Genomic DNA, 15,963 nt, shown 5'->3' with positions numbered 1-15,963 from the left:
GTTGTCAGTGATGCGCAGGCTGTCCGGCAATCGGTATTCAGCGCCAGACCACGTGCAGCGGCCGGTCCATCCAGGGGTATTTGATGGTCGAATATCCCCACGGCAGCCGGTCGAGCAGCATGTCGAACGGGCCGGGAACCACCTCCAGTTTCCAGCTATCCGCCTGTCGCCACAGCGTGCCTTCGCGTTGCAGGAAGGTCTGGCGCAATCCGTCAACCGAGGTGTGGCCTAGCGCATTCCAGTGCTGAAGGAGGGCGGCCAGCAGCGCGTCCAGCGTGTCGCGGGCGGCGGCGTCAGGCGGTAGCGTTAACGGAAGCGGGGCGTTGAGCGGCAGGCCGCACAGCAGCTTGTTCAGCGCCAGCTGGTATTCGGCGCAGTTTTGCCCCTGCTCGACCAGATATTGCAGGCAGTGGATGGCCTGATAGCGGGCGTCTGGCTGCGGGAAGGCGCCGTCCCGCACCAGCGCCAGCTTTGTCAGCAAGCGGGGGAGCCAGGGCGCGGCCAGCACCAGCCCGGCATTGGCGACCGGCACCGGCTCATCGGTGCCCAGCGTCTCGTCGCCCCGCCAGTCGATAACCGCCGGAGCCGCGATAGCCGGCACGGCCGCAGGCTGTGGTGCATCGGCATCGGCTGCGGCATCAGCGAGGTCCGGCTGTTCAGGGGGCGACGCGGCGGCGATGTCGCGTTCCGGCGGTTGCCCGGCATCCGCGACGGCGACGACCGGTGGCGTGTCCTGATGCAACCCGGCGGTGGTGATCAGCCGTTGCAGGCGGTCGGCCAGCGTGTGGGTTGTGGGCGACCGCTCGGCCTGCGCCTGTTCCAGCAGAAAACGGTAGAACGCAGACGGCGACGGCTGATGGCTGCGCTGTTGCCAGTCGGCGGCCTGTCTGCCCAGATAATGGCTGATAAAGGCGGCGATATCCGCTGGCGCACCGGCGGCGAACAGACGGTGATACAGCGCGCGCCACAGCAGGTTTTCCAGCGCCTGCGCCGCGCCGCGGTACGCCGGGTGACGATGACAGAGGTTGGCGATAAAGCGGCCGTAAGGGTATAGCGCCAGAAAGTCGGTGCGGCGCAACAGCAGCAGTAAGGCGGTGTGCAGCCTGTCGGATAGCGTGTCCGCCAACCGTTCGATCAGGGCGGGCGAACGCAGCGCGGGCAGCAGCAACCGGCGTACCGCTTCCGGCTGCGAGGGCAGCAGGCGCGCCAGCGCGGCGGATAGCGCGGCGATGTCATCGGCGGCGAGCGTCGCTGATGCGTGTCCGGCGATCCGGTTCAGCAGCGCCAGCGCGGCGTCGTCATCCATCGCCGATGGCATTGGGGCATCAGGCGTCGTGGCGCCGACAGGCTGGCGCGGGGCATCAACTGACGGCGGGGCGGACTGGCTGACCGCATCGCGCAGAGCCAGCCAGTCCGGCGTGCGGTTGGCGGCCAGCGCGTCGATCATCTGCCCGTAAAACGCCTGCCGCTGTGCAACGGTCAGGCGACGGGTGACGTTGTCGAGCGTGGCCGACAGGCTGCGTAGATTGACCGATGGCTGACGCAGCGTGATTAGCTGGGCAAGCAACTGGGCGGCCTGCGATGGGCGCAGGGCGGCGCACAGCCGCAGCCAGCTAGCGGGGTGGTGTGTGGATACCGCCAGCCAGCGCTGGAGCAGCAACGGGTTATGGGTCAGTAACCGTTGCAGGCAGCGCTGTAAGTCACTACCGGCATACGAGGACGCGGCGCGCCAAACGGTGCGTGCCTGATCCGGCGGCGTAAAGCGGCGCGTCGGGTCGCCGTGGACTAACACGTCGTACAGGTAGTGGTAACAGGCGGCGTCAAGCAACGGCTGCTCCGGCGGCGGCAGGTCAGCGTCGATGTGACATGGCGCCGCGGCTTGCGGTTGAGGTTGAGACTGAGGTTGCGGCTCGGGCTGAAGTGACGGCGGCGGCGCGGGAGGCGAGCTTTCACGCAGCCGGGTAAGCAGCGTCAGCAGCGCCCGGCGCACCGCGGTATCGGCCGGGGCGTGGCGCAGGCGTTGCAGCAAGGCGTCGATCAGCGCCTGACGCGACAGGTTATGGTGCGCCGCCAGTTGCCGCAGCAGCGCGTCCAGATAGCTTTGCCGGTTGAATTCGCTGCCGCGCTCCGCCAGCAGGTAGCTGAACGTGAGGCTCCACAGGCTGTGCGTCAACAGCGGCTCGCCGGGGGCGTGGGCGGAATGATCGGCGATAGCCGGTTGGCTGGCGCGCACTTCTTCCATCAGCTCGCGGATAAACGGCGCGTCCGCCGGTTCCAGCAGGGTCAGCAGCCGATATTGCGTCGCCGTGGAAAAGCGCACCACCCAACGCTGGCGTACCTGACTCTGCCGGCCGCAGTCGATCAGCGCCGGGCGTAACGTCAGCAGCATCGCCGGCGTGCACTGGCACCACACCCGATTCAGCGCCGCTTCATCCGCCTGTTGCAGCGCGTCTGCCCACTGCTGCCGCAGCGTGTGGGCGGCGGGTGCTGCCGCGGCCGCTTCCCGAGGGCTGATTGATTCGCCGCTGACCAGCCCGCGTCGCACCGGTTGAGCGCCCGACCTCATGACCGGCAGCGCGCGGGCGAGCGGCGCCATTTCTCCCCATAATGTGGTCAGCAGCGCCAGCAACGGCTGTTTCAGCGCGTGCTCGCCCGGCCACGCCGCCAGCCGCAGGTACAGCGTTTGCAGCAGGTCGGTCCGTTCCAGATTGTGGTGCGCCGCCATGCGGCCAATCAGCCCGGCCATGTAGCGCTGTTTGTTGAACTGACTGCCGCGCTGCACCAGCAGATAATGCAGGGTGAATTCACGCAGCAGCTGATCCAGCGGGGCGCTCGGGTCTGTGGGCGCCGCGTCGTCGGGATGATGGAACCACGCCGGATGCCTGAGCACCTGTTGGATGAACGGTCGCGCCTGCGGCGCCAGCAACCTCAGCAGATCGTCGAAGGCGTGGTCATCCACCGCCTGCGCCATGCCGCGCACCACCTCGGGCTGTTGCCCGCAGGCGTAAAGCGCCAGCAGAAACCGGGTGCGCTGGTCGCCGAGCAGCGTGGCCCAGACCGGCAGCAACTCCTGTTGCAGACGGCGCTGGCGCAGCGCCTGATGGATGCGCTGATGCCAGTGGCGATGCAACCGTGTCTTTAGCGCGGCAGGCATCGCATCCGTTTCCGGCTGGGCCGCCAGACAACGCAGCGCAATGTCCTGATGCGCGGGCGTCAGCTGTTCCAGCCAGCCGTTTAGCGCGGTAGCCGGCAACTGAGAAACCAGCCGGGCGATCAGGCTGGCCGGGCGGGCGCTGGCGTTCAGTAACCGGTTCAGCTCGACGCGGTGCTGGCGCACGGCGTCGGCCAGCCAGTGACGGTGGCTGTCTGCCTGCCGCCAGCCTTGCCGACCGGGGTAATGCCAGGGCATCACGCCGTGTTGCAGGAAGAACTGCAACTGACGCCATTGCGCCGCCGGACCGTCCAGCACCTGTATTTCCGCGGCATCGGCGTCGTGGCGTTGATGTGGCTGGGCCGGGTCGGACGGTTGCTGCGCGCGCAGCGCCTCCGTCAGTTGCCGCTTTAGCGCCGCCAGCAGCGCCGACTCCAGATCCGACGCGGGCAGCGCGCCCAGATCGACGCTCAGGTGGTCGATCACCCACAGTTGATGAGGCGGTGAAAATTGGTCGAACAGCGCGTCGATCAACGGCAGCAGCTGTTGCTGCACCAAGCGCGGGGCGTCGCGCTCGAACCGCTCCGCCTCGGACGAATGGCGAAAGTCGAGCGTCAGGCTGGCGGTGTGAATCCGGTGTGGCTGCGTCATGCGTCCTGTCCTTTTTTTTGAGGAGCGTGCAACGATTGCAACAATGCCGTCAGCCGGGCGGCCGCGTCGTCGCACGATGGCTGGCCGGGGGCTTCCCGTCTGGCGTCGAGCCACGCCAGCCAGGCGGTTTCAAACTCGACGGTGGCGCGAATATCGAGCCAGTGACAGCGCGGCAGCAGATGCGCCGGGCACTGTTGGGCGATCAGCGCGTCGGCCTGCGCCCGGAACACCGGGTTGCCGCCGCGGGCGGTGTAACCGGGCAGAATCAGACTGATCTGGCCGGGAAACGGGTCGCTGTCGGCGCGGGCGTCATCACCGCCGTGCGCCGGGCGCAGCAGCAGATGCTCCACCACATACACCCCTTCGCAACGCTGATTAAGGCGGATAAGTTCGCGGCGCAGCTGGTTGATGACGCGCACCAGGTGCGCCGGCTGGCTGCTGGCGCCCAGATGTAGCCATAAGCCGTTTTGTGAGCCCGGCGCCGCCGACAGCCGGAACAGCGCCTGATAAAAGCCGCTGACATCGGGCGGCAGAATGCGGTAATGCTCCAGCATCACGCCGCGTTGCAGCAGGTCGACCGGCAATGGCCGCAGGCGCAGCGCCAGCACATCGCGCGCCGCCGCATCGGCGCTGCCCGGCGGCGGCGCGTCGTTCAGCGGCACATCCAGCAAACTGTCGAGGGCCGGTTGATCCAGCCATTGCAGATGCGACTGACCCGCCGCGCTGTGCAGGAAGGCGTCATCGGCTATCAACTGCCACCCCTGCCGGGCCAGCGTCTGGCTATAGGGCCATGTGTCGGCGTCGTCCATCCCAAGCAGCAGCGCCACCCGGTCAGTGAAGCCGCCCCGATTTTCCCGTTCGGTCATCGGCCGGCGCGTGTTGAAACCGGCGCCGCGATCGCGGGTCAGGCGGTCGATGGCCTGAATAAACCGGCGCTGGTACTCAAGCTGCTGACGGCCCTGCACGCGGTCATCCGGCGCTTCGCCCGGCTGACGCCACAGTCGGGCGTCCAGCGTTTCACCGTATAACGCCAACAGATAATCGAGCAGCCGTCCTTTGCGGTCCGGGTAGTGGTCGACGTCGGCCAGCAGGTGATGAAAACGCGCCGCCGCGTCGTCGGGGTACAGAAAGTCCACCCCGCGGAACTGCTCATCATCCAGCAGGTTGAAGGCGTAACTGCGCCCGGCGTCGGTGGCGGGGGAAAACAGATCGCGCAGGTTGGCCAGGTTGGCGCAAAAGTTGGCCATTAGCTGCTCAAACAGCAGCAGATAGCCGCGAAATTGCTGGATCTGCGCCCGTTCCTGGCGATTCAGCGTCGCCGGAACGCGCGGCGTGTCCAGCCGATAGACGCCGGGGAACAGCGACTGGATCGACCGGTAATCCGCCAGCGCGCGCCAGATGCCGCGCGGCGGCGGAGTGAGGGCGGCGGTCTGGCGGCGGATCTGTTCGCGCAGCGTGTCGTTTTGCGCCTGACGCCGTACCAGCCGGATGCTCATGGCGCTGAAGTCAATCGACAGCGGGTGGCCCTGATGGGTCAGATTGAGGTCGATGTCGTCGTGCTTTTTCGGCAGCAGGATCCAGTCGCCGGGGCTAAAGAGATCCGGCGCATTATCGGGATGGTCGTCCCGACCGGGTTGCGGGATCAGCTGCAACTGCCGGATATGGCCGACGCCGTCGATGTTGATCAACCGGGTATAAAGCGCCGATAGCGGCCTGGCGGCGGCAACGCGCTCGTTGCCCGGCGCGCCGTGGGTGTCGGTGTAGTTAGTAGGGTAGTTATCAGAATGGCTATCAGGGTAGTGATCAGAATGGCTATCGGCACGGTGATCAGCATCGTGATCAGCGTAACTCTCGGTGTGGTTGTCGGTCTCGTCGCCCCGGAGCCACTGTTCGGCCTGAAAGTAGATTTCAGCCGCCAGGTTGTCGGCGTTATCGTGCAGATTGTTGGTGTTGTCGTAATAGTGCAGCTCGATATCGGCGTGTAGCCGCAGCCCGCGGCTGTCGATGATGCGAATGCCGGCGAGGTCTTCGCCCAGATTGCGGTCGCAGTGGTAGAGATGCGCCGCGGCATCGACAATGTCGTCGCGCAGCGCCGGATGGTGGTCGCAACGCTGACGCGCCGCCTCGGTCAGCAGCAGATCGATGTGGTAGCGCCCCTGACCGTCCGGCGTGACCCACGCCTGTTCCACCTCGTCCATCGCGTCCAGCAGCGCCTGCTGATAATCCTGCCGGGTGCAGGGGCGGGGCGGGAAAATCTGTTCCGGCAGCATCAGCCCCTGCGCGGCGAAGTCGAGGCGCCCGTCCGGCTGCGTCAGGTAGTCCGCGACCTCAAAGTCGGTGCGGTAAATCAGGTCGGTGAGGGCGAAGCACAGCAGTTCCAGCAGCGTGACGCCGGGGTCGTGGAGGTTGTAGTCGGTCCAGCGGTTGCCGCTGAGCCGTTGGACCTGCTCCAGCCCAGCGCGCAGCAGGCTGGCGACGCTGTCAGGGTCGTCATGGGGCGCCTGTCTGGGAATAAATGACGGTTGCGCCATGCCTTACTCCTCGTCCGCCGGCAGCAGGCTGTTGTGCATGTAGGCGTCATGCCACAGCCGGGTGAGGTGGTAACGAATAACGATGCCGTCGCCATAGCTGGTGTGGGTGCGGATCTGCAACCGGTAGGGGCGGATGCCGTCGTGGCCGCCGGCTGGCGTGTCGTCGCGCAACCAGCGTAGCGTCAGCTTGTCGGCGCGTGAATGGTAATAGGCGTGGCGGGCGCTGATGCGATTTTTGCGGTTGAAAAAATTGAAGAAAAAACCGCTCGGCGCGCAGGTGTTCAGCGCGATGGCGTGGATCAGCGCATAGCGCCCGGAGTGACGGATGCCGACGCCCGCCACCACCTCAAAGGCCTGGCACCCTTCCAGTTTCGGCGTGAGGTCGTGCCACTCGCCGTCGGCGGGCAGGCGGTCCGCCCATTGTACGCCGGCGCGCCCTTGTGCGCCGATCACCCCGTTGACATCCAGCGCGTGGCGCGGCGTGGTGGTGTTGATGCCTGCCCGGCCGTCGGGGGTGAACGTCAGCAAGGGGTCGGCGTCGGCGATGGCGTCCTGCCCGTCGCCGGCGTGGCGGTTGACCCGCAGCAGGTCGCTATCCGGTTGCAGGCTGACCGACCACAACGCCCGGGTGGGGTCGCTGTCGCGGTAAAACGTCATTAGTCTGGCGTGGGTATCGAGCGCGGCGATCTTCAGCCCCTGTTCCGGCGTTTTATCAAATCCTTCCTCGATTTTGTTGACTGACGAATCGATCAGGTCGGAAAAATGCTCGGCGGACGGCATGGCGCCCTGTCGGAAATAGTTTTTCAAGGTGCCGCGATTTCGTTTTGCCACTCACATACTCCTCATATCGCCGTTACTCCCCATGTCGCTGCTATTCCCCATATCGCCGCGCGGGCGTGTGTCCGCGATGGACTAACGGACGGTGATGAAGCTGTCGCCGATGATCAGGTCGCCGATACCGATTTTTTCCGGCGCTCGCAGCCTGAGGTCCGGGCTGAGCCGCAGGTCATGCTGCTCAACCGGCAGGATAATATTCCAGGGATAGCGCGGAGTTAGCCCGGTCAGACTCGGGTTGTTTCCGGCGGGATCGCCGGTTTGGTCGTGCGGCGCGGCGCTGTCGGTCAGTCGCCAGCGCTGTGTTTGCCCGTCGCTCTGGCCGAGGCCGGCCTGACGGAGGGTGATCAACGAAAAGCCGGTCACAAAACGCACGTAATCCAGATGCGCGATAAAGGCTTCGATTTGCCGCAGCGCCATTCCGGCGCCAAACCCCTGATTGGGGCTTTCTTCGCGCCACGGACAGAGGTAGGCGGAGATATCCCGGTTCAACCGGCGCAGCGCCTGCCCCGGATGATGCCCCGGTTGGAAGGCGACGCTACAGCGCACCTGAACCCTTTCGTACACCGGCGAGCGAACCGTAACGACGGCGCCCGGCGGCGCGAGCGTCTGCAGCCAGGTTTGTATCCGGTGCAGCAGCGCGGCGCTGGCGTGCAAAGGTTCGCACGGCTGGTGCCGGCAGGCGGGGTGGCGCTGGCGCACCAACAGCAGTACCTGTCCCGGATGGTGACCCGGCACGCCGAAACGGGTATGCGGAAAACAGCGCGCCTGTTCGATTTCGGGAAAGTGTTGCAACACCAGCCGCTCGTAGTCCCAGCCGGTTAGCGCCCGCCCTTTATGACGTAGCTGTTCGCTTAATCGTTGCCGGAATTGCCGCGAAGATTCCCGCGGCGCGCCGCCGGTCGACGGCATCATCTGGCTGATGGCGCCCAGCCCGGCCGGCGGGTTGAGCGCTCGCCAGCCTGCCGCAGCGGCAGGCGGCGTCGGCTCGTCGTCCGGCTCCTGCCCGTCGGGCCACTGGCGCACGGCCCGCACCACGTGGGCGGCGACGTGCAGGCAACCGGCGTACTCGCCGATGCCCTGCCGGGTGCTGACCCGCAGCCAGTAGAGCCGGTCCGGCATCACGGTGTGCCGGTCGTTGATCGCCGGCGGGATATCCAGCGTGACGATGCCGGAGGTGATAAAGCCGTGGGTGGTGTCGGCGATCACCTGATGCGGCGGCAGCACGCGCCAGTCGTTGTCGACCAGATAACGCCACTGGAACGCCTGCCGGTGGCGAATGGCCGTGGGGGCGGCCCGATCGTCGAGCTGGAAGAACAGGTTCAGCGCGCCGCCGAGCGACGACGCCTGTAACCCGATGAACAGGTTGCCGTCGTCGTCATAGCGCGGGAAAAAGTCGACGGGACGGGTATCTCCGCGGTTTTCGGCCGCCGGGTACAGCATCTCATGACCGAACGGGTGCAGATGCAGGAGATGGCTGTCTGACGCCGGTTCGTGGCCGGAGTGGCCCGGATGAATCCGGGCGCAGGCCCGATAGCCGAGCGTCAGCCGGTTGATCGCCGGGGTATAGGGCGGATTGGGCAGCGGCAGTGGTTTTCGGCGTCGGGCGTTGTGCATCAGCGTCTGGCTGAGCAGCGTGCCGTACTGATGATGGCCGAACCCCTGCTCCGGCTCGCACAACGACAGGCGGATCAACCCGTTGCGGCTGGCGCTGCCGAAGCGGAACGCGTCAGCGTCGGCGGCGGGGCGGACGGGCTGAAAATCCTGCTTCAGGTCGGCCTGAATCTGGATGCCGGGGCGCAGCCGATCGCTGCCCGGTTCACTGGCGAACAGCGCAAACGGGCCGCCGACCGCCTTCCACTCGCCTTCGCGCAACACCGCTAGCTGCGCCTGAAAACGGCGGTTAGCGTAGTCGCCGGGGTAACCCTGATAATGCTGGCGAAAGCCGTCGCTGCCGCCCGGCAGGTTCGCCCAGTCGATCGTCAGCGTAATGTCCTGCACCGACTTTTGGGCGAGTTCGTAACTGGCGAGGGTCATAGACGGCTGCCCGGTTGGCTGCGCGCCGAACGGATAAAAGGTTTTGCTGATGTCGACCTGCCCGTCGCAGGTATCTATCTGGAACGTCTGCACGCCGGATACCCGCGTGGCGAGGAGCAACGGGCCAAGCACGAAATCGCGGAACACCGAGTAGGGAAAAAACGGCGTTTCCGGCTTCATTTCCAGTTGCAGCGCCGGCGCGCGGTAATCCCAGAGGTCGCCATGAATGGCCGGATCGCAGGGAATTACCGCCCCGAAGCCGGGCGACAGGGTAAAGGTGAGCCGGAAGCCGTACGGGCCGTCGTCGTCCGCGCCCAACGGGTGGATACGGTAAGAGGCGATGGTTTGCCAGCCGCTTTCGGTGCTGAGACGCAGCGTAAACAGCTCGCTGTAGAGACGGTAAAAATTGACCTGCCGGTTGCCGTTCAGCAGTTCCGCCAGCGGCGGCTGGCTGTCGTCGGGCAGCAACTGGCGGCTTTTTTCCAGCACCAACCGCTGTTCATCGTCATTCAGCCAGTCGGCGCGGCTCAGGGTCTGGCGGCTGAACAGGAGCCCCAGCACACGACAACAACGCGCCGGATCGCGGGTCTGGCGCAGTACGCCAAGCAGGAAATACTTGTACAGCAGGCCGATGGCTTCATCGTCACGGCTGCGCTGCAACGCCTGTAGCTGGCGGGGCGTCAGCGCGTCGACCAGCGCGCCGATGGCGGCGGGCGCGTCGTCGTCGGGCAGCAGCGGCGTCAGCGTCTTCGCCAGCGTCAGCAGCAGGGTTGTCAGCCGGTTTCGCAATATCGCCGGGTAAGGGGCATCCCTGAGCAGGTACAGTTGCTGCGCCAGATGCGGCCGCTCCGCCTCGTCCAGATTGACGGTCAGGCTGACTCGCCGCCGCCCTTCCGGCAGGTAGAGCACCGGGTCGATAATGGCGATGCCCGGCGCCGACGGCGAATGATGGCGCTGCAAGGCCGGGGTTTCGCCAAACAGCGTCAGCAGCGTGCGGGAGCGGGGCTGGTCGCTGCGCCACGGCCACAGGCTGTCGCTGTGAATGGCGGTGACGAAATCCAGCTCCCGTTCCGGCGACATCAACGGGTCGCGCTTGAGCAGCAGCGAATGCACCTGTTTGACCTCGGCGTCGCTAACCTGTAGCGGTTGTTCGCTGCGATAGAGGATGTCGTGCAAGCGGGCGTCTTGCCCGGCGCTGAAGAGTGCGCCGCGCTCAAGCGATAGCGGCGTGGTCAGCCCGCTGTCCGGCGTCAGTTTCAGGAACACCGCGTCAGCCGTGAGCGGCTGCGGTTGCTGCCGGAGTACCTTACGGTAGTAAAAGTCGAGGTGTCGTTCGGTAAAACGGTTAAGCCGGGTCTGCGCTCGGGCGAATAACTGTAGGAAGGTCAGGTACAGCGCGACTTCCGGGGCGTGATCGGCGTGGGACAGCGCCTGTTGCATCCGGCGGCGGCCGTCGGTCTGCAACTGGCTGACGGCGTTGACGGCGGCGGAAAAACAGAGCTGTAACTGCTCTTCCAGCACCTGAATGCCCGGCAACTGCTGTTGCAGTAACTGTTGCTGTTCGCTGGCGATAAATCGGTCGTTGTCGTAGCGAATTCCCCACAGCGGGTCGAGGGTTTTCAACGCGGGGTCCGCCAGCAGCGACGGGCGGTAGCCGTCCAGCGCCTGCGCCAAAATCACCACGTACTGGAACGGCCGCACCAGCTGCGCTTTCAGTACCGTCTGGATGGCCAGTTTGATGTGGTCGGCGCTGGTGGTCTGGACGGGAATAAAGGCGCGGTACCACCGATCCAGATTGGCGTAGAGCGCGATCAGATACGTCAGCGTCTGATCCATGCCGCGCGACTGCGCCTGCCGAAAACGGTTTTGTTCCAGCGCGGCGTCGAACGACAGGATGATCGCCATCCCAGTGACTTCGCTTTTGGCGAACAGCGTCTGCCAGTTGCCCGGCTGTGCGGCGTCGCCGCGGTCAAATGACAACTGCGCGGCGATGTCGCTGGCCAGCACCAGCAGCGTTTCAAACGACATCTCATCCGCCAGGAACGCGCCGTCTTCCAGTGCCGGCGGCAGGCGCTGTTGCTGCGAAGTGGCCGGCGGCGGCAGCGGGGGATTCCAGCTCATGGTCATGGGGCGGCAGGCCTCGGTTAATGGTTGTCAGTGATGGATGAAAACCGGTGGTTTGGCGTGGCGGCGCGCGTCACGGCGTCGCCACCAGCGTGCCTTCGCGCAGATAGAACGGGTACACCATGTTGCTGCGGGTATTGGTGGCGATCAGGGTGTAGTCGAGATGAATCAACAGTGTGCCGTCGATGGCCTGCTGGTTGTCGATGACGATCGCCTGTAGCCGGATGCGCGGCTCGAAGAACAGGATGGCTTGTTCGATGCGGGTTTTCATGTCGGTGAGGGTGGAGAGGGTGAGGTCTTCAAACACCATGCCCTGAATATCGCAACCGTATTCCGGCGCCATGATGCGCTCGCCGGGGCGGGTAGAGAGCAGCAGTGCCAGACTTTGCCGGACGTCTTCGTCGCCGCTTACCATGCCGATGCTTTGAGCGGCGGCGTCAAACTGCGGCGGGAACCCCCAGCCGGTGCCGAGAAACGCATTATCGTTATCCACGTTATCCTCCTATCAATACGGTGAAGTCGCCGAGCGCGATGTTGCCGCCGTGAGCGGTGGCATCGCCGATGCGGGCGGCCGGTTTCCCGCCGATCAGCACGGTGGCGGAGCCTTTAACGATGACGTCCGGCGGCCCGACGCACATACAGTTGTCGCCCATCACCGCCGCCGGCAGTTTGCCGATCAATACGGTCGGCACGCCGGGACCGATGACCGGACCGCCGACATGGGGGATCGGCGGCAGCCCCGGCGTCACCATCGGGCAGGCGTGTAAATCGGTCAGGCGAGCGGCTGGCGGCATCGGTGTTTCCCCTCACTTTTGTAGATAACTAACAACGCTGTCTCGTTGTCGTGCGTGCGATGACGTTGCAAAGAAAAAATGAGGTTTATCCCGCACGAAACTTTGCTCAATTCCGCCAGACATTCGATAACTGCCTCTCTATTGATCTCTGTTAATCAGCGTTAATTGATCATCACGATGCCGCCCTTCACCACCGTCTGGCCGGAGGCCGACAGTTCGGCGGTGGCGTTGCCTTTGGCGGTCAGGCCGGTTTTGGCTGACAGGCTGACGTTCATTCCCTCGGCGGTGACGTTGGCTTTGGCGCTGATATTGATGGCGCTGGCGGCGGTCAGTTCGATTTTTCCTTTGGCGTTGAGGGTGATGTTCTTCGGGCTGTCCAGCGTGATGCCGGAGGAATCCAGCGTGACGCTGTTGCCGTTCTGGTCCAGCAGCGTCACCATTTTGTCCTTGTCGCTCAGCACCGCCTGATTGCCGCCGGGGGTGGTAATGGTGATCACCTTGTCCTCTTCGTTGAACTGCAACGTCAACTGGCTGCGGGTCACCAGCGTTTTGATGGTGTTTTTGGCGTCCGGCGTGACCGGCGGCGGGTTTTTGCTGCTGTACAAACTGCCGAGGATCACCGGGTCCGACGGGTTATTGTTGAAGTAGCCCAACACCACCTCGTCACCCACCTCCGGCATGAATTGCGCCCCGATGCCGGTTGAGGCGTAGTAACTGGCCAGCCGCGCCCAGATACCGTCGTTTTCCGCCTGCATCACCGGCACCGATACCTGAACGCGATGCTGCTGTTCCGGGTCGCCATCCAGTTTTTTGACGATGCCTATCTGTAATCCGTCCACGCCGGGCAGCAGACCGGCGGCGGGCGGCGGCGTCAGATCGCGGTGTTCGGCCGACCACGTCGGCGGCATGCCGAAGTCGATGTGGGTCAGCCACTGGCCGTCCTGAATATGATGGCGGACGCCGCTGACGTAGAGGTGACCGTTAAAGCGCGCGCCGACCCCGGCCAGTTCGATCAGCGTGTTGATGCGCGCGCGGGCGCAGCCCTGGCAGGTCAGGGTGCCGCGCAGGCGAGAAAGGGCGGATTTTACCTGCTGGCCGCGGGCCCAATCCCGCAGCACGGTGTTAACCAGCGGCGTGGCGCTTTGCAGCCGGTATTCCGTCAGTCCCAGCACGCGGGCCAGCTCGTCGGCGCTCAGGTTGCCTTGCCGGCTGACGGACTGGGCAGCGGCCTTTTCCTGTAGCGGCTGCTGGTTTTTGATGTCCCAGCCCACGCCGGTCACCGAGGTAAACTGGTGGCGGGCGTCGATGTCGGCGGTGATTGAAATCAGGTCGTCGCCGTAGGTGACGGTCAGCACCGGCGAGTCGCTCAGACTGGGGGCGGCGACAGCGACGGCGCCGTCGTCGTTGCACACCACCAGCCCGTTGGCTTCCGCCCGGGCGAGCAAAAAATCCCAGTCGGTACAGTTGAACTGCACCAGTTCGTCGTGCTGGGTATGGGTGGTGTCGACGCGGGCGCTGAGTCCGGCGCAGCGGCTAATCAGGCGGCTTAAAATGTCGCTGTCTTTCTGCTTGAGGTAGTTGTCGTTGCGGCGGGCCACCGTCATGGCGATAGCCTTGTCCCGGCATTCGATCACCAGCCGTGAATGACCGGCGCCGCTGATGCTGATGCCGTGACGAATGATGACCCCGTCGAACAGCAGCTGTTCCTGACTGGCGTAGCAGGCCGCGATGGTCAGGCTGTTGCCCGGCTTGAACAGGTCGCCGCTGCTGAGCGGAAAGCGGTTTTGCGGCATGTCGCCGTCCTGAATCACCAGCTCCGCGCGGGCGATATGATTCACCCGTTTACAGACGTGAATGGATAACAGCTGGATATCGTTGCCGATTTCGGCGCCGTTGCTCCTGATGGTATAAGTCACCACGCCGTCACTGTGTGCTGCCGGGGAGTCCGCCATATCGTCATTCCATTAGGCCAGTGGAGGAAAGTAGAGACGGGTGCCCGGCACAATGTGACGCACGCTGGTCAGATTGTTGTAACGGGCCACCGCCACGTAATAGGCGCTGTCCTGATAGATTGCGTGGCACAGCTGCGGCAGGGTATCGCCCTGTTTCACCACCACACTGTGGGTGAGGTCGGGCGAGGAACGGTTGGCGCGTAGCGCCTGCTCGTTGCTATCCAGATAGTTGTCAAAACGCAGCTCGACGGTGGCGCGCAGCGGCGCGCCGGCAGCGTCGAACAGCGAATAGCGGATGGCGAGGCGGGTCAGCCGCCCTTTGAACGACAGCGTGCCCCAGGTCAGCACCACCACGCTGGGTTCGTGCTTGTCGCCGACATAGCGGTACACCACGTTTTTAAGCTGGGTGATTTGGCCGGCGACGTCCGGTTTTTGCGGTTGCTCCACCACGCCGGTGCCGTCAATCATCATTTCGAAGCTGAGCGTTTCGCTCTGATAGCTGGCGAAACCGAGCCGCGGCGCCAGACTGCCGAGCGCGCGATTGCCCGCGGCTGACCGGTTGGTGTAATTGATGCCGTGTTCATGGCGGATGCCGGCAGGGTTAAGCATCACGTCAAATTGCTGTTTCTTGTCGACGGTGCGGATAGTCAGCTTTTGCATGATGAACGGCTCCGGTTAACGTTCCCGCGGCTCGGTTTGCAGGTGATGAAATGAGATCGCTCCCGGCGTGGCGGGCGGGTTGGCCGACGGCCCGGCGTCGTGGTTTTCCGCGGCGCTTTCCGCTTGATGGGGCGAGTCCGGTTCATTCGGCTGGATGACCCGGGAATAAATCGTCAGTTGTCGCACTTCTATTGCCATGATCATGCTTCCTTCTGGGTCACTGTTTGCGTTTGGAACGGCTGAAACACAAGACGATCTCTTCAATCGCCACGTCATTACGGGTGGCGTGGAAGCGATCGATTCTCCAACTGATCGGATAGGCGTTATAAAACAGCCAAATCCGCAAGGGGTCGCCCCGTTCATCCAGCAAACTGACGCTCACCTCTTTGGTGACGATCGGGCGGTTCAACTGTCCTTCGAAACAGCTTTTGCACCAGCGCACCAGCGGCGAGTCGGCAGGGCTGAGGCCGCGGCGCAGCATCAGCGGCCCCTGTTTCACCGCGGTCGGCAGATAATAGACGCTGTTATTGCCGCCTTCGGTGAACGGTTCGGTTTCAATGCGTGATTCGATGCCGGACACTTCCTGAAAAGCCTGGTCGTCGCCGCTGTTGTCGATATTCACGCTGAAATAAAACGCGGGTAGCGGCCATTCGCCGCCGGGCGATTTTTTTTGCATCGGCATTACCGGGTCAGTTTATTGGTATGTGGTTAACGCGGCTGATCGCCGCGTTAACCAGGTATATAAACCGGGAGCGGTTACACCGAAACCTCCAGCCCTTCGTGCGCCAGCTCGATGGTTTCCACCGCCACTTCATTGCCGTCTGATTTCAAATCCGTGCCGCTGACTTTGGTCGGCCAGGCATTTTTCAGCTTCCACGTCATGGCCGGGCTGCCGCTTTCATCCAGCAAATTGATGGTGACGGCGGTGCGGGCGATGGTGTTCATCTTTATTTTCGAGAACCAGTCGTAGAAGTTATTGTCTTTGACGAAAATGCCTTTTTTCAGGGTCACGTTGCCGGATTTGATAATGCCGGGCATCTTGATGGTGGAAAATACCGGGCTGTTGCCGGCGCGGTATTCAATAATCTGGGCTTCGATATCCAGGCCGGTAATTTCCTGAAACGACGCCACCATGCTGGCGCCCGCGCCGCCGTCCCATTTCACTTCAAAGTGAAATTTGGGCATCGGCCATACGGTGCTTGACTGAGCGGAACCGTCATCTGCCATGG

The 15,963-nt window shown here is 64.1% G+C and carries 11 protein-coding genes; all 11 read right to left on the bottom strand.

Annotated elements, in window-relative coordinates:
• Positions 1 to 37 precede the first annotated feature (37 nt).
• The 11 genes from DXX3274_RS18420 to DXX3274_RS18370 all read right to left on the bottom strand — a co-directional run bounded on the left by DXX3274_RS18420 (position 38) and on the right by DXX3274_RS18370 (position 15,961).
• Positions 38 to 3,802 carry a contractile injection system tape measure protein gene (locus DXX3274_RS18420; protein WP_042861011.1) on the bottom strand — a complete coding sequence of 1,255 codons (3,765 nt, stop codon included), beginning with the start codon at positions 3,800 to 3,802 and terminating at the stop codon, positions 38 to 40.
• Positions 3,799 to 6,333, bottom strand: a complete 2,535-nt coding sequence (locus DXX3274_RS18415; RefSeq protein WP_042861010.1) for a hypothetical protein — start codon at positions 6,331 to 6,333, stop codon at positions 3,799 to 3,801. Before DXX3274_RS18415 ends, DXX3274_RS18420 begins: the two co-directional genes overlap by 4 nt.
• A 3-nt stretch (positions 6,334 to 6,336) precedes the next feature.
• The gene (locus tag DXX3274_RS18410) at positions 6,337 to 7,164 is read right to left on the bottom strand and encodes a hypothetical protein (protein ID WP_042861009.1); all 828 of its coding nucleotides are present in this window, start codon (positions 7,162 to 7,164) and stop codon (positions 6,337 to 6,339) included.
• 81 nt (positions 7,165 to 7,245) lie between these two features.
• Positions 7,246 to 11,331, bottom strand: coding sequence for a baseplate J/gp47 family protein (locus DXX3274_RS18405; RefSeq protein ID WP_042861008.1), 4,086 nt, complete (start codon positions 11,329 to 11,331; stop codon positions 7,246 to 7,248).
• Positions 11,332 to 11,401: 70 nt separating this feature from the next.
• The gene (locus tag DXX3274_RS18400; RefSeq protein ID WP_042861007.1) at positions 11,402 to 11,821 is read right to left on the bottom strand and encodes a GPW/gp25 family protein; all 420 of its coding nucleotides are present in this window, start codon (positions 11,819 to 11,821) and stop codon (positions 11,402 to 11,404) included.
• A gap of 1 nt (position 11,822) precedes the next feature.
• Positions 11,823 to 12,122, bottom strand: coding sequence for a PAAR domain-containing protein (locus DXX3274_RS18395; protein ID WP_042861006.1), 300 nt, complete (start codon positions 12,120 to 12,122; stop codon positions 11,823 to 11,825).
• A gap of 161 nt (positions 12,123 to 12,283) precedes the next feature.
• Entirely contained in the window at positions 12,284 to 14,074 is a 1,791-nt protein-coding gene (vgrG, locus tag DXX3274_RS18390; protein WP_042861005.1) for a type VI secretion system tip protein VgrG, read from the bottom strand.
• Between the two features lie 12 nt (positions 14,075 to 14,086).
• Positions 14,087 to 14,734 carry a peptidoglycan-binding protein gene (locus DXX3274_RS18385; RefSeq protein WP_042861004.1) on the bottom strand — a complete coding sequence of 216 codons (648 nt, stop codon included), beginning with the start codon at positions 14,732 to 14,734 and terminating at the stop codon, positions 14,087 to 14,089.
• Between the two features lie 15 nt (positions 14,735 to 14,749).
• The gene (locus DXX3274_RS18380) at positions 14,750 to 14,932 is read right to left on the bottom strand and encodes a hypothetical protein (RefSeq protein ID WP_042862209.1); all 183 of its coding nucleotides are present in this window, start codon (positions 14,930 to 14,932) and stop codon (positions 14,750 to 14,752) included.
• A gap of 19 nt (positions 14,933 to 14,951) precedes the next feature.
• Positions 14,952 to 15,410: a phage tail protein gene (locus DXX3274_RS18375; protein ID WP_042861003.1), complete on the bottom strand. Its 459-nt coding sequence runs from the start codon at positions 15,408 to 15,410 to the stop codon at positions 14,952 to 14,954.
• Positions 15,411 to 15,490: 80 nt separating this feature from the next.
• Positions 15,491 to 15,961, bottom strand: a complete 471-nt coding sequence (locus DXX3274_RS18370) for a phage tail protein (RefSeq protein WP_042861002.1) — start codon at positions 15,959 to 15,961, stop codon at positions 15,491 to 15,493.
• Positions 15,962 to 15,963 lie beyond the last annotated feature (2 nt).

Origin of the sequence: Dickeya sp. NCPPB 3274 (assembly GCF_000406205.1) — a bacterium.
In the GTDB taxonomy this organism is placed as follows: Bacteria; Pseudomonadota; Gammaproteobacteria; order Enterobacterales; family Enterobacteriaceae; genus Dickeya; species Dickeya fangzhongdai.
Note: the sequence above shows the minus strand (reverse complement) of the source record. Positions and strands in the feature narration are given on the sequence as shown.

What these genes read in the sequence shown, in the direction of transcription:
- DXX3274_RS18420 (WP_042861011.1), bottom strand. Translation starts at nt 3,802, where the DNA reads ATGACGCAGCCACACCGGATTCACACCGCCAGCCTGACGCTCGACTTT.
- DXX3274_RS18415 (WP_042861010.1), bottom strand. Translation starts at nt 6,333, where the DNA reads ATGGCGCAACCGTCATTTATTCCCAGACAGGCGCCCCATGACGACCCT.
- DXX3274_RS18405 (WP_042861008.1), bottom strand. Translation starts at nt 11,331, where the DNA reads ATGACCATGAGCTGGAATCCCCCGCTGCCGCCGCCGGCCACTTCGCAG.
- DXX3274_RS18395 (WP_042861006.1), bottom strand. Translation starts at nt 12,122, where the DNA reads ATGCCGCCAGCCGCTCGCCTGACCGATTTACACGCCTGCCCGATGGTG.
- vgrG (WP_042861005.1), bottom strand. Translation starts at nt 14,074, where the DNA reads ATGGCGGACTCCCCGGCAGCACACAGTGACGGCGTGGTGACTTATACC.
- DXX3274_RS18385 (WP_042861004.1), bottom strand. Translation starts at nt 14,734, where the DNA reads ATGCAAAAGCTGACTATCCGCACCGTCGACAAGAAACAGCAATTTGAC.
- DXX3274_RS18380 (WP_042862209.1), bottom strand. Translation starts at nt 14,932, where the DNA reads ATGGCAATAGAAGTGCGACAACTGACGATTTATTCCCGGGTCATCCAG.
- DXX3274_RS18375 (WP_042861003.1), bottom strand. Translation starts at nt 15,410, where the DNA reads ATGCAAAAAAAATCGCCCGGCGGCGAATGGCCGCTACCCGCGTTTTAT.
- DXX3274_RS18370 (WP_042861002.1), bottom strand. Translation starts at nt 15,961, where the DNA reads ATGGCAGATGACGGTTCCGCTCAGTCAAGCACCGTATGGCCGATGCCC.